Annotated in this window: 15 protein-coding genes; 6 read left to right on the top strand and 9 right to left on the bottom strand. The window is 40.1% G+C overall.

All coding sequences use genetic code 11. The features are described 5' to 3' along the window. Nucleotides 1–2: 2 nt before the first annotated feature. Nucleotides 3–1391, bottom strand: a complete 1389-nt coding sequence (locus tag M2419_RS05575) for a TolC family protein (RefSeq protein WP_153845227.1) — start codon at nucleotides 1389–1391, stop codon at nucleotides 3–5. Nucleotides 1392–1561: 170 nt separating this feature from the next. Between M2419_RS05575 and M2419_RS05570 the strand changes: the two genes are divergently transcribed. Both M2419_RS05570 and M2419_RS05565 read left to right on the top strand, forming a co-directional pair. Then, entirely contained in the window at nucleotides 1562–2572 is a 1011-nt protein-coding gene (locus M2419_RS05570) for a sensor histidine kinase (protein WP_259254455.1), read from the top strand. Nucleotides 2573–2575: 3 nt separating this feature from the next. Then, entirely contained in the window at nucleotides 2576–3271 is a 696-nt protein-coding gene (locus M2419_RS05565) for a LytTR family DNA-binding domain-containing protein (protein ID WP_201667452.1), read from the top strand. A gap of 98 nt (nucleotides 3272–3369) precedes the next feature. Here the strand turns inward: M2419_RS05565 and M2419_RS05560 are convergent, their stop codons facing one another. Beyond that, entirely contained in the window at nucleotides 3370–3846 is a 477-nt protein-coding gene (locus tag M2419_RS05560; RefSeq protein WP_153845228.1) for an OsmC family protein, read from the bottom strand. A 379-nt stretch (nucleotides 3847–4225) separates the two neighbouring features. Between M2419_RS05560 and lpdA the strand changes: the two genes are divergently transcribed. Both lpdA and M2419_RS05550 read left to right on the top strand, forming a co-directional pair. Further along, on the top strand, nucleotides 4226–5629 hold the full coding sequence (gene lpdA, locus M2419_RS05555) for a dihydrolipoyl dehydrogenase (RefSeq protein ID WP_259254452.1): 1404 nt from the start codon (nucleotides 4226–4228) through the stop codon (nucleotides 5627–5629). 149 nt (nucleotides 5630–5778) lie between these two features. Then, nucleotides 5779–6348 (top strand): Crp/Fnr family transcriptional regulator, encoded by a 570-nt coding sequence (locus M2419_RS05550; RefSeq protein WP_153845230.1) that lies wholly within the window; start codon nucleotides 5779–5781, stop codon nucleotides 6346–6348. A gap of 37 nt (nucleotides 6349–6385) precedes the next feature. Here the strand turns inward: M2419_RS05550 and M2419_RS05545 are convergent, their stop codons facing one another. After that, nucleotides 6386–7282 (bottom strand): LysR family transcriptional regulator, encoded by an 897-nt coding sequence (locus M2419_RS05545; RefSeq protein WP_075993836.1) that lies wholly within the window; start codon nucleotides 7280–7282, stop codon nucleotides 6386–6388. A gap of 97 nt (nucleotides 7283–7379) precedes the next feature. On the opposite strand from M2419_RS05545, the gene M2419_RS05540 reads away from it, so the two are divergent. Both M2419_RS05540 and M2419_RS05535 read left to right on the top strand, forming a co-directional pair. Beyond that, complete coding sequence (locus M2419_RS05540) at nucleotides 7380–7991, top strand: NAD(P)H-dependent oxidoreductase (RefSeq protein ID WP_153845231.1); 612 nt, start codon at nucleotides 7380–7382, stop codon at nucleotides 7989–7991. 81 nt (nucleotides 7992–8072) lie between these two features. Next, nucleotides 8073–8363: a putative quinol monooxygenase gene (locus M2419_RS05535; protein ID WP_075993834.1), complete on the top strand. Its 291-nt coding sequence runs from the start codon at nucleotides 8073–8075 to the stop codon at nucleotides 8361–8363. Between the two features lie 145 nt (nucleotides 8364–8508). Here M2419_RS05535 and M2419_RS05530 read toward each other — a convergent pair whose 3' ends face one another. The 6 genes from M2419_RS05530 to M2419_RS05505 all read right to left on the bottom strand — a co-directional run bounded on the left by M2419_RS05530 (nucleotide 8509) and on the right by M2419_RS05505 (nucleotide 13667). Next, nucleotides 8509–8832 (bottom strand): hypothetical protein, encoded by a 324-nt coding sequence (locus tag M2419_RS05530; RefSeq protein ID WP_153845232.1) that lies wholly within the window; start codon nucleotides 8830–8832, stop codon nucleotides 8509–8511. Between the two features lie 96 nt (nucleotides 8833–8928). After that, nucleotides 8929–9660, bottom strand: coding sequence for a type 1 glutamine amidotransferase (locus M2419_RS05525; protein WP_153845233.1), 732 nt, complete (start codon nucleotides 9658–9660; stop codon nucleotides 8929–8931). Nucleotides 9661–9671: 11 nt separating this feature from the next. Then, entirely contained in the window at nucleotides 9672–10403 is a 732-nt protein-coding gene (locus M2419_RS05520) for a YggS family pyridoxal phosphate-dependent enzyme (protein ID WP_153845234.1), read from the bottom strand. Then, a complete protein-coding gene (locus M2419_RS05515; RefSeq protein WP_120336308.1) occupies nucleotides 10396–10935 on the bottom strand; it encodes a GNAT family N-acetyltransferase in 540 nt (179 codons plus the stop codon). The genes M2419_RS05520 and M2419_RS05515 overlap by 8 nt, the downstream gene beginning before the upstream one ends. Continuing rightward, nucleotides 10932–11558: an FMN-binding negative transcriptional regulator gene (locus tag M2419_RS05510; protein ID WP_153845235.1), complete on the bottom strand. Its 627-nt coding sequence runs from the start codon at nucleotides 11556–11558 to the stop codon at nucleotides 10932–10934. The genes M2419_RS05515 and M2419_RS05510 overlap by 4 nt, the downstream gene beginning before the upstream one ends. Before the next feature lie 294 nt (nucleotides 11559–11852). Then, nucleotides 11853–13667 carry a mechanosensitive ion channel family protein gene (locus M2419_RS05505; RefSeq protein ID WP_259254449.1) on the bottom strand — a complete coding sequence of 605 codons (1815 nt, stop codon included), beginning with the start codon at nucleotides 13665–13667 and terminating at the stop codon, nucleotides 11853–11855. Between the last annotated feature and the right edge of the window lie 5 nt (nucleotides 13668–13672).

Raw genomic sequence — 13672 nt, 5'->3', positions numbered from 1 at the left:
ATTTATAGTTCTTTGTTGAAAATATCAAAATCTCCCGCAGCTGCGGCTTTTAGTAAAAGCGACTGCCAAAGATTGATGTGGACGATCTCTCGATCGGTTTCGGCTCTATTTAATGTGTAAAAGGTCTGCGTCACGTCGACAAGTGTCGCTAGGCCGTTTTTATACATCGTCATTTTTTGATTGTAAGCTTGCTGAGCTGCCGACACTTGTCGGGGAGCTTCTAGATCACTTTTTAGGGCCAATTGGATTTTCACATCAGCGGCATCCAGCTGTGCTGTCAATTGGGCTTCGGCAGTTTGGTATTCTTCTCTTAGGGCATCATTCGTAAAGCGCTGTGCACTGATTTTTTTATTGATACGCGCAATCGAAGTCAGATTCCAGTTTATGCCCAATCCCAAGAGATAATTTTGCCTACTGGGACGAACCCCTTGCCAATAATTTGTGCTATATGCTTGTAAATCCGTAATGTAGTCGCTCTTAAAACCAGATCCTCTTGTCTGAAAGACCCCAAAGGCGCTTACAGTGGGAAGATACTCTTTGGTTGATAGTTTCAATTGTTGTTCGCCAAGTTCAATTTTACTTTTATAAAATTGCAGAATAGGATTACTTTCAATCAAGTTGCCTGAAAGCGGAGTTAGCTGTACAGGAGTTTTCTGAACCAGAACAGTATCTATTTCGAGGTTTTTCGCTGGAATCCCCATCAATACCGTCAACTTATTGTTTTGCTCCTTAACATTTTCACGGGCCTGATTGAGACTGATTTTTGCGCGCGATACTTCCGCTGAAGCAAGTGTAGAATCTACTCCGGGCAATATTCCGTTTTTTACTTTGGTGGCAGCAATATTTAAAAATACCAGTGCACGGTCCAGATTCATCTGTTGATTTTTTTCCAATCGTTGACTAGCCAATAAATTGAGGTAAGCCGCAGCAATCTTTATTTTATGCTGGAACTGTTCCTGACCGAGATCGGCCTGTAGTCGTTTGGTATCGGATTTGGCTAATTCGATACGTTCTTTTTTTCGTCCAAAGGTGTAAATGTCCCAATTGACATTGGCTAAGTAAAGCGCACCAAATGCGGCATTCCAATTTTGTTCTGGAAGAGCAGCTCCCGAAGAAGCTACACCCAGTCCACCAAATCCATACAGTGGACCATTTTGTCCGTTGACTGTTCCAAAGTCCTGTTGGGCTACGATGTTCAGATTGGGCCAAAAGTCGCGTTTGACTTGTTCATTGGTCTGCAGGGAGGACTGGAGATAATATTCCTTTGCCTTGATATTTCCATAATTTGCAATACCCTGTTCTACGGCATCGCGAAGCGTAAGCTTCTGAGCGAAGGAAGAGGAGGTCGCAAGTGATACAGCCAATGACAGCACTAAATTCAATTTCAGCATAGGTTATCTATCATTTTATGGACACGAAGATAGCGATGAGATGAATTGCGATGTCCCTTTAAAATGATCTATAGAGTTTAAAAGTGACCAATTTAATTCGTCATTTATTTTTCTACTGTTATAAACTTAAAACTTTTACTTTGTAACAGATTTTTAACAAAAAAAGGATTATGAGAAAGGTTTTGGAGAACAAGGTGATACAGGAGATCGTGCTATTGATCTTTTCGTTTATCCTCTTTACTTTGAACGATTGGATTTTGATCCTGAGCTGGAAGGGATTTTTGATGGGGGTGTTCTATTTCTTGATCCTTTATGCGCATGCGCAATTGAATCGCTTTTTCCTGTTGCCATTGCTACTTAAGAAGAATAAACCGCTGTTGTATATTTTGGCGTCGGTGGCAACACTACTGGTTTTTGCACTCATATTAAAAGAGCTAACGGATAACGTGATCTACAAGAATTGTTTTCTTTACAAGAATCTTGTTCAGAAAACGTTCCATTATCAATTTGGTGTATTATTGGGTTCGTTGATCTGTATATTGGGTAGTATCCAATTTATTGAATTTTATCGCTTTCAGCGTGTGAAGACCCGACGTGAACTGCTTTCCAATCAGACGCAATTGTCCCATTTAAAAAAACAGCTCAATCCACATTTTTTATTCAATACATTGAATACCATTTATGGTATTAATTTGAAGTACCCGGAACGTACCTCCGAATTGATCATCAAAGTTTCCCAGCTACTCCGTTATCAGATGGAGAGCAGCGATCGGGAATTTGTTGCGATGGATGATGAGATTGATTTTATCTCAAGTTATATCGAGCTGGAGCGTGAACGGTTAGGCTATCGCACAAAAATTGAATTTGATTATCAAAAAGAAGAAGATATCAATTATCAGATAGCGCCGATGCTATTGATTACTTTCGTAGAAAATGCTTTTAAACATGGAACCTGCAGTATTGAAGATTGTTTTGTACATATTTCGATCAAGATTGAAAAAGGGAACTTATATTTGCATGTACGGAATTCTGTCCCCGTCAAGAAAAGGAATGTTTTTTCGGCGAAAATAGGTCTGGAAAATACAATGGCGCGATTAAAACTTTTGTATCCTAATCGATATACATTAACGACAAATTCCAAAAAAGAGGAGTATGAGGTGTCATTGGTTATAAATCTTTAAACAATGAATAAAAATAGCTGTATTGTGGTTGATGACGAACCTGCGGCGCATTATGTACTGGTAAATTATATTGAAAGAAGTACTGATCTGCAGTTGGTCGCTCAATGTTATAATGCTTTTGAGGCATTGGAGTTTCTTCGGGAGAACAAAGTAGATTTAATCTTCCTGGATATTGAAATGCCCGAAATTAATGGGATGGAGTTTCTGAAGATGCTGGATAACCCGCCCAAAACGATTTTGACAACAGCATATTCCGAATACGCATTGGAGAGTTATGATTATGGCGTTGTTGATTATCTGTTAAAACCTATTTCATTTCCCCGTTTTTTTAAGGCTGTTCAACGTTTTTTATCCTATAACACGGCTGTGTCGCCCCAGGAAGAAGAACCCAAATCAATTAGTATACGCATGGATGGCCGTATTATTGACGTTAAATTATCGCAGATCGATTTTATCCAGAGCTTTGGCAATTACGTGAAAATTGTCACTCCTAGTCAGACATTTTTGACCGCAAGCACCACCCAGCAAATTCTCACACAGGTGCCGGCATCAAAGTTTATCCGTATCCACAAATCCTACATTGCTTCGATCAATAAGGTGATCAAATATGAGCATGGAATGGTGCAGATCAATAATACGTCCCTACCGGTCGGTATTACTTTCCGTCGGGAGTTACAGGAGCGGCTAGCCAATAAATAGTGCTAAGCTATGAAGCCGTTGGATCAGGTATCGCCGTTCTTGTCAATTCACAGCATATTATGTCGCAGCATATCATGTGAAGAAGAAAGTTCACTCATTTAGCTGGATGTGCTGATGCTGACGTTGGGCTTATGCAAGACCGGAAAGTTTACTGAATTGGCAATAAAACAATATTCACTTGCTTTTTGATGTAATTCAATGGCCTGTGCAATCATCGTTGCATCTTTTACCCGGACCGAAGGGTTTAGCGTAACTTCTTTAAAACGGCCTTTTCCACTTTCTTCTTCAAGCATGATCGCTGTTGCATGGTCTACATATTCTTCTACAATAATTTTATTGACCGAGCAGAAATGCAGGTACCATAACATATGGCAGGAGGACAGGGAGGCAAGCAATAGTTCTTCAGGATTGTGTTTGCTGGGGTCTCCCAGGAACGCTGGATCCGAAGAACCTTCAATCTCGGCTTTGCCGTCAATGCTAATGCGATGGCTTCTTTCGTAGTTTTTATAATGATCGGTTCCGCTGCCGCGATTTCCTGTCCACGTAATTGTGGCGATGTAATTATGCTGTTTCATTTGAAAATAATCGTTTGACGCTGTTGGTACTAATCTGGAAGCAAGTTAAAAAAATATGCCTTTATCCTAAACATAAACACAATCTCTTCTGCGTAGAATTGACTTTCATATTATTTTTTTTGATCTAATTTTTTATTTATAATATACTGATTGGTATTTTATTTGTAGGTTTGTGCTGATTTTAATTAAATCCAATATTTATGAATAATGCAGTGTTTTCTATTGTTTTCAAATATACCTTTTGGTATTTTATTTTATGCTATGATTGGCGTATATATTGAAATTTTTATCGTTGCCTTTTGGATGGCAACTATGCGGGGCGTACTTGTAAGACCTTTTTTGGTCGTGAATAATTCTGTTAACTAAAAATAGTTCGTATATGGAACAATATGATTTGGTTGTCATTGGGTCTGGCCCAGGCGGCTATGTTGCGGCGATTCGCAGTGCCCAATTGGGGTATAAAACCGCACTTGTAGAAAAATATGATACATTGGGTGGTACCTGTACCAATGTGGGCTGTATTCCCACAAAGGCAATTTTGGATAGTACACATCACTATCATGAAGCACAGCATCATTTTGCTGCACACGGGATTCAGGTAGCGGGACTATCGGTGGACTTTGATCGACTGTATGCGCGTAAAGATAAAGTGGTGTTGCAAAATACGCAGGGACTGAATTTCCTGATGAAAAAGAATAAGGTTACGGTGATCCATGGAACGGCTTCTTTTGTCAATAATTCAACGGTGGAGATTGCTACATCAGCGGGGGAGCCGCTGTCCCTTGGAGCAAAGAAATTTATCATCGCTACTGGTTCCAAACCAGCGACTGTTCCGGGAGTAACCATAGATAAAAAACGTATCATAAGCTCAACAGAGGCGTTGTCTTTGCAAGAGAAGCCAGATAAAATCGTTATTATCGGCGGCGGTGTAATTGGGGTAGAGATGGCATCCATATTCAATAGATTGGGTTGTGAGGTCACGATTATCGAATATGCCGATCGCCTCCTTGCCAATATGGATCATGAATTGGGGGATGCCTTGAAAAAGATACTGCTGCATGATGGCATTAAAATTTTGCTTGAACAGGCTGTTTACAAAACAGAAAATGTAGGCACTGCGGCAAACGTTTTCTTTAGGGATCGAGCTGGTAACGAGCAGCAGTTACAGGCGGATTATATTTTGGTCGCTGTCGGACGGAAAGCATTTACAGCGGGGCTTGGTTTGGAGAATACAGCTGTTCAATTGGATGCGAGAGGGATGATCGTTACCAACGAGCAGTTACAGACGGCCGTTCCTCACATCTATGCTATTGGTGATGTGATCGGCGGAGCTATGCTGGCTCATAAAGCTGAAGAAGAAGCAATCTTTGTTGTCGAACATATGGAAGGCCAAAAACCAAGGGTACATTACGATCGGATCCCTAGCGTGGTTTATACCTGGCCTGAAGTGGCTTCTGTTGGCGCAACAGAAGAGGAGCTCAAAGCAAAGGGTATAGCGTATACGATTGGGAAATTCCCATTTTCCGCAAATGCCCGCGCCCGCGCGGGGATGGATACACAAGGTTTTGTGAAGGTGTTGGCCGATCCAAAATATGGCGAATTATTGGGAGTTCATATCATTGGAGCACGTGCGGCCGATCTGATCGCTCAAAGTGTTTTGGGCTTGGAATATGAAATCACCGCCGATAGCATGTCAAGGGTTTCTTATGCACATCCTACTTATTCGGAGGTCTTGAAGGAAGCGCATACCATTGCTTCGGGACGGCCATCCGTAAATATATAAGTATCCTATGCGTCTTTTCGGTGAAGAACAAAACGTATTTCTTTTAGAAGAGCTAAGCGTATTCCCTTCGTAGAAAAGGCGCTGCTTGTCTATTTTTTTGGATACAAACATCAATTTATCTATGTTTGTTGTGTATCAGGCTTTAATTTATGGACAAACAGCTATTGTTGGACAGTATTCAGAAAGAGATCGACCTCACGGAAGATGAAATCGTACGCCTATTGGCTGTTGTGAAATCCAAAAAAGTGAAGAAGAAACAATATTTGCTGTTGGAGGGCGATCTGAGCAGGTATGCTCTTTTTGTCGCTTCGGGTTGTCTAAGAAGTTATTGCGTGGATGAAAATGGCTTTCAGTATATTCAACAGTTTGCTCCCGAAGGCTGGTGGATCGGCGATATGTATAGTTTGGTAACGGGAAAACCGGGCAACCTATACATTGATGCGGTATTTGAATCTGAGGTATGGATGATTTCCAAAGTAGATCTGCATCGGCTCTATCAGGAGATTCCGAAACTGAATGTCTATTTTCGGATACTTGCCGAAAATGCATTGGTTTATTATCAAAGTCGATCGATGGAGAATCTCCGTCTAGCTGCCAAAGAACGTTACGAAAAGTTCTGTACACGTTATCCTACATTGATCGACTGTCTTCCGCAGAAACAAGTTGCTGCATATATTGGCGTTACGCCCGAATTTTTAAGCAAAATGCTGCATCAGTAGCGGAAATCGGGCTATCGGCAAGAAATTGCCCGGTGATCTACCATTTCTCTTTTAACAGCGTTTCCAATTGACCGATTTCTTCCTGATACATGGTTTTCTTTCTCGTTCCAAAGTAAAGTATATTCTCCACGGGAGAAGTCCCTTCCCAGATTAGTTTTATTTTTCCGGATGCAAGTGCTTCGGCACAAAGGAAGTCGGGAACAATGGAAAAGCCAGTATTGTTGCTCAAGCAACGTATAATTGAACTGATATTTGGAACGATATAATTCGGACTGAAGTCCGGATGTTCGCCAAAGTGTGTTGACCAATAGTTTTTTAAATGATCCATATCGGCAGCCGTGCTATACCACAATTGTTTTTTTAGAAGCTGGGCTGCTTCCTTAATTTTATTGTCGCTCAGTAGTGACTCGAGTGTGGATGTGTCGGTCTGACACCCTGCAATCAAGACAATGCGCTCTTTTGAGAAAGCTTCGTATTGTAGATTCTGCTGGTTTCCTTTTTGAGGTGTAATAATAAGATCCAATAAACCATTATCAAGATCCTGCTGCATTTGAGGATATTCTCCAAATTTGATAATTAAATTAAAGGGGAGTTGTGCAATATGTTCTTCCAATGTGTATTGAAAGGTCTCAAAACACATTCCGATACTGATTGTGACACGTTCGTCCAATGCACGTTTGTGAAAATGCTGTTCACCGGTTTCTAGTTTTTTAAGTGGGTCAATAACATAGTTGTACAAGATTTTCCCCTTTTCGGTCGGCACCATTCTTCGCGCAGATCGATCAAAAAGCTTGTGCCCGGTAAAGGCTTCCAGGGAATTCAGATGTAGGCTGACACCAGGTTGAGAAATAAACAATTCCTGTGCCGCTGCAGATAATGTTCCGGTTTCATAGATTGCCTTAAATGTACGAAGCCATTCTAAGTTCCATTTCATGGTTATTATTTTTATGATACAAATATACAATTTAAATTATTTGTATGATTTAAAAATATGATAGAAATTTGTGTTATCAATAAGAAAAATTATAGAAATGAAAATATTTATTATCAACGGCGGACAGAAATTCGCACACTCGGGTGGTTCTTTCAATACCACAATAACAAATTGGACTGTTGAAACATTGGCTGAAAATGGACTTGAAACAAGGGTAACCAATATCAACGATGATTTTGATCCAATGGTTGAAGTTGAAAATTTTAAATGGGCAGACATTATCGTTTACCATTTTCCTGTATGGTGGTTTCAGGTTCCGAACCGTCTGAAGCTCTATATCGATGAGGTTTTTACGGCGGGTCACAACAACGGTATCTATAAAAATGATGGTCGTTCACGTAAGAATCCGGCTATTAATTATGGTACCGGAGGTTTGATGCATGGTAAAAAATACATGGTGACTTCGAGCTGGAATGCTCCTGATACAGCCTTTACAATGGAAAATGAGTTTTTTGATCAGCATTCCGTTGATGCCGGTGTTTTATTCGGTTTTCACAAGATGAATCAGTTTGCAGGATTGGAACATCTGGGAAGCTTCCATTTTCATGATATGGAGAAGGGTGCGTCTCAAGAACGTGTCGACAATTACGAAAAGGAATATAAACAATATTTGGAAGAGATCTTCCATTTGGAAACTACGTTAAACTAAAAATTTATTGATCGATAAATCGCTTTATCCATGGCGTTATTGCGATGAAAAGAGTAAATTACCAAAATAAAAATCAATAACATGAAGGTATATTTAACCGCAATTTTAAAGGCAGTTCCCGCACATCGGGAAGAAGTATTGGCATTATTGTTAGAAATGGTCGAAGCAAGTAGAAAGGAAGCAGCTTGTATACAGTACGATCTGCATCAGGTAAACAGTGATGAAAACCAGTTTATATTTTATGAAATCTGGGAAGATCAGGCGGGCTTGGATGCGCATAATCAACAACCTTATATTGTCGCATTCGGAAAAGTTGCCGGTGAAAAATTGCAGGAAGCGCCTCAAATTATATTAATGAATAAAATCGCTTAATTTACAATGTGGCCTGTAAGGACCGTATTGAAAAGATAGAAAAGAATATCATGTAGTGGATGATGTGTACAGGCGGAAGATATTAACTATAATTGAAGTATTGGTGGGTACCAAAATCATTTGTGTTGCCTTGAATAAGCTTGTTTTATTCTGATTTAGTGACGCGAATGATTTTGTTGGTACCTTGCTGAACAGCGACATCGACTTTATTTCGTTGCGTGTAGCTCTGTTGCAGGAGGTTCAATTTTTTGGCGAGTTGACCATCCTGATTGTCTAGCCAGAAGGTAGCAGCCATAATACCAATTTGAACTCTATAACTGGAATCAGTTTCCGGGACAAGCTGCTCGATAACCTGACGTTGATACCAAGTCAGATTTTTGTTTTCTTTTTGGGAAACACAGGCGTGTAGGAGAATTGCCAGAAGGGCTATATAGCCCATTTTTAAAAGTTGACTGCGTCTTAGGTTCATCAATAGTTTTTTTGTGTTACACCAAATCTACTATTTTTTATCCAATGAATGAATTACTGCTGTAAATTTTTACGCTCCCGTTTAGACAGATACCCTTCATTTATTTATTAAACTTCTCGTGTATGTACATTCAAGTAAATCTAAAAATGTATGAAGTTTACTGTTCATTTCGCTGTAATCATAAGCCTGAATTTCGTTCGGTGATTGGACAAATTGGAGCGATTGGCTTTGAAGAAAGAGATCTTCTTCTGCAGCTATCAAAAGCCGGACGACTTCAGCAGTAAGTTCCATATGGCATTGAAATCCGTAGACGAGATTTGTATAGCGAACAATTTGTCGAGGGCAGCCGACGCTGCTTGCTAAGATTTTACTTTCCGGGGTAAGTCCAGGCATATCGTTGTGCCAATGTCCGACCGGTAATGGGCTGCCAAAATGTGCTATTTTGGTGTCGTTTATTCCTTCCTCTGTGAGCGTGATGGGGAAAACTCCAATTTCCTTTTGCGGACTATGTCTGTACGTTGCCGACAGCGCTTCGCCAATCAATTGCGCGCCCAGACATATACCAACAACCGCCTTGCCGGCATCAATACATCGGCGGATGAAAGCAATTTCGGCCTTAGCGTCAAAATAAGGGTATTCTGACGGGGATGAATCTGGGCTTTGAGGTCCGCCCATAATGATCAACACATCGATGGAATCTATTTCTTTTGGAAGGGGATCCTGTTGATAAACATGGGAGAAAGTAACTGAATGTTGCTGTTTTTCCGCCCAGGTTAAATAGGCTCCGGGTGCTTCAAAGACTTCGTGTTGTATAAAATGTATCTGCATTGGTTTTTATGTTATAGGTTCTCATTCCAGTAATAACTATCTGGTGTTGGGCGTTGTCCAAAAATTGCCGTGCCTACCCTGACAATCGTAGCGCCTTCCGCTATCGCTATCTCTAAATCTCCGCTCATGCCCATCGACAATTCTTGCATCGATACATCGGGAATAGCTAGGGCTATAAGCTGTTGTTGAATTTGTTTGAGCAATTGAAAACAGGCTCGTACCTGTTCGGCCTCGGCACTCAATATACCGATAGTCATCAGTCCTTTAATCTTTAGTGTGCTTAATGTTGCTATTTGCTGAACCATGCCGATCACTTCCCCTGGCGCAGCGCCGTACTTGCTCTCTTCGAAGGAAGTATTTACCTGGATGAGCACTTCCATGGTTTTATCTTCTTTTAAAAGTCGCTGATGCAATTTTTCGGCGAGATCTATACGATCGATCGAATGGATGCAGGATACGTTGCATTTGAGCAGATCCTTGATCTTATTGGTTTGAAGATGACCAATAAAATGATTGACATGGGGAACAGCGTTTAAATACTCAAATTTGTCTTTCAGTTCCTGCACTTTATTTTCAGCAATTAAGGTTTGACCAGTTTGTAGTGCGATTTCGATACGTTCGGCAGGTACGGTTTTAGTGGCCAGCAATAATTTTACCTCGCGGGGATCGCGACGGTTTGCTTTGCAGGCTTCGTCTATACGTTGTTGTATGACCTGTATATTTTCTGCTATAAACTCATGCATGTGGTTGTACTGTTTTTTTCATCATGATATCTATTTGTTTATCGTCACCCAGTTGAAAAATATGCTGGTCGAATGCGACAAAACCATTTTTCTGATAGAAATTGATTGCCCGCAAGTTTTTTTCCCAAACACCAAGCCAGATAAATGAAGCTGCTTTTATTTGGGCTAAGGCTAGCGCTTTTTCAAACAATAACTGCCCCACTTTTCTACCCTGAAATTCCTGTAATACATAAATGCGTTCAATTTCTAATGCCTGGGGGCACTGTTGTTCGGTCTGGGCCTGGCCGGTATTTACTTTTAGGTAGCCAATAACATCATTTTTCAAGACAGCGAAGTAAAATTCAGATTCGTTATCGCAGAGCTCGGACAATAATTTTTCCTTTGAAAACCCTTCGGCCAGATAGGTCTTCATATTTTCTTCGGTGTTCGTGTCTGAAAAGGTCTGAATAAATGTTGCTTTTCCTATTTGCTGCAGCAGGTCAATATCTGTTAGTTTTACCTGCGTGATTTCTATGTCAGTGTGTGTGTTCATTTTTTTTCGTTACTTATTGATCCATTTTTCATTGCTGCGGCAATATTTCTTTCGAGCTCATTGTCGCTATTTTTTAGAAAATCACGGATACGCTGTCTTTCCGTTTCACTTTTATTTTGACTTAATTTTTTTTGGCCCTGTAAATCCGTAACGACAAGTTCGAAGGCGACGATACCTCGCATCATACCACTTTTAAAACGATCGGAAAGGCTTTCCCATTGTGTTAAATAGGCTTCGTCGTAACTCAGGATCATCTGTTCTAGGGCTTTACTTTTTGCTATTTCGTCTGTAAGGATGGATGCAAGGCCATAGGCATGTACAGCGATGTAATCCCAAGTTGGCACACTTTCTTCCTTGTCATAGTGTTGTGGTGAGATATAAGCATGTGGTTCGGAGAAAATAACCAATGACGGCGTATTTTCGATATAATTGGCTTGTTCGTTTGCGCGAGCGAAGTGTGATGTTAAAAGCAGCTGATCTTTATCTGTACAGATGTGGAAGGGGAGCTGTGTGGCTATTGGAATCCCCGCTTTAATCGATACAAAGGTCGCAAAACTATATTGTTGCATAAATGCAACCTTTTCTGTGTAATCTTCGAACTGGAAATGTTTGGGTACATACATGCAAATAGCTATTTCTTAATTTAATTCAAAATTACGGCCAATGGGTGCAAATGAGCTAGTCCAATTTGAATAATGTAGCTGGTCCAGTGTTCATTTATTGCGCGGGCTGACTGGTGTCCACGCAATCCAGGGATGTCGTTTGGCCTGACGGAGTAGAAGCCGAAGAGCTAATCTATGTTTTACATCTTTAGTTAACAAGCTCACAACAATGGATGAATTCAACAGGATATGCATACCGGGTCAAAACGCATCACATATTCTTTGCAGTAATCAGCTAAAAATTGTGCTTTCAGATCAGTTATTGTACGAGCTGTTGGGCATTTTTGGATTATATTGTTGTACATGGTCAACTTTAGCAAATATGTGTGGACCATTCATTTCAATTCCTGCGGCTAGAAAGTCATCTAAGATCGATTGAAAAATTTCAGATTTTGCTAGTTCAATTTCCCCAGATTTAGCGATGTATACATTCAGTTCATACAGGACATAGAAGTCGTCTAATTTTTTTTGTAAGACAAATGGCGCGGGGTTAAGGTTGACCCTTTTTATTCGGGGTGGGATGTTCAGGAGCAATTCGTGTATACGTTGCCAAGGTTCTTCATAACCGACTGTCAATTCCACCTGAAAACAGATTCCATCTTCTGAGAAGGTAGAATAATTGACGGTATTTCCGGAAAGTACCGAGGAATTGGGGATAGTAATTTCTTCATTTTTTATCGTTCGAAGTCTTGTTACCAGTGGTGATTTTTCGATAACGACGCCTGTTTTGTCGGCGATAGTGATACGGTCTCCGATACGGAAAGGACGCATATAAGTGATCACAAGTCCCGCTATGATATTGGAAATCGCAGAAGATGATCCTAAAGAGAATAGGACACCAATAAATACGGATATTCCTTTAAAGATATCTGAATTTGCGCCAGGTAGGTACGGGAATATGAGTACCAGTATGAAGGCTTGGAGCAGAAAGCGAACAATCGTAAAGGTAGGCATGGCAAAATCGCGATGAAAGCCATTAACCTCTAATTTACCTTTGTCAATTTCGGTAAAAATATACTTTATGAATCGAACGGCATAACGCATGACAACGAGTATGACAAATACGGTAATCAGATTGGGAATATAATCCCAAATTGCCAAAACTGCAGTCTTCAGGGGCTTTGTGAAAAGTCCAATGAGATTGGATGCCCAGCTTTGTGTAAATGGAAACACACTGAAGACAATCGGCAGCATGATAAAGGCAATGAGGACGATCAAGCCCCAGCGTAAGATATTTATCGCATTAATAAACATCCGTGTTTTTTGTACCGAAGTGACAAGTACGTAATTTTTGATCTTAACGTCTTTGATCCGTTGTGTTCTTTCCGTTAATATACGTTGTGTACCATATTTTTTCAATTTGTTTATCAATAAAATCAATATTGAAAAAACGACGAGAATGAGAAATACAAGCCCAATACGGGTAAGAAGTTTTGTAATGCTGTTATCTGCACGTTCCGTTGTGATTGAATCCTGAATTTTTTTTAGGTAGTTTGCCGCAATCTCTTCTTTGCTTTTTCCTTCAAGAAGAGCATCGAGTTCTGTGACGGAAGTTATGACGAGATCTTTATAAACGATGTCGGCACTGATTTCGTTGTTTTCGATTTTAAACGAGTCTACTTTCACAAAATCGTCTTCATATAGATTATGGATTCTGCTGACCACATTGTAAGCTCGGTCTTTGGCTAATGATGATCCAAGTTTATTATAGATATAGAAGAGGGTATCCTGAAATGGCGCGACTGCATATCTTTTGGTGTTTTTTTTGATGGAGTCTACTTTAACTTTCAGCTGCTGCTTTCGAAGGTTATTTTCTTCGTCAAACTCATTCAGCTGCTGTTTTAAATTTTCCTTTTTGGGACTATTTTGACTTTTAAGATCGGCAATTTCATGCTGAAGCTTTACCCGTTCAAGAGAATCATTAATTTGCTGTTGTCTAATTCCGTTCAGTAAGGAACTCAGATCCAATTCTTTTTTATTGACCGAATCTGTTTCTTGTGCATAAACCTGTGTGCTCGTTGAAAAAAGACAAGATATGGTCATTAAGAAATAAACGTAAATACTTCTCATTGTGT

The sequence above is a fragment of the Sphingobacterium sp. BIGb0116 genome (genome assembly GCF_024808035.1).
Lineage (GTDB): Bacteria > Bacteroidota > Bacteroidia > Sphingobacteriales > Sphingobacteriaceae > Sphingobacterium > Sphingobacterium paramultivorum.
This window is presented reverse-complemented; position numbering and strand designations above follow the sequence as displayed.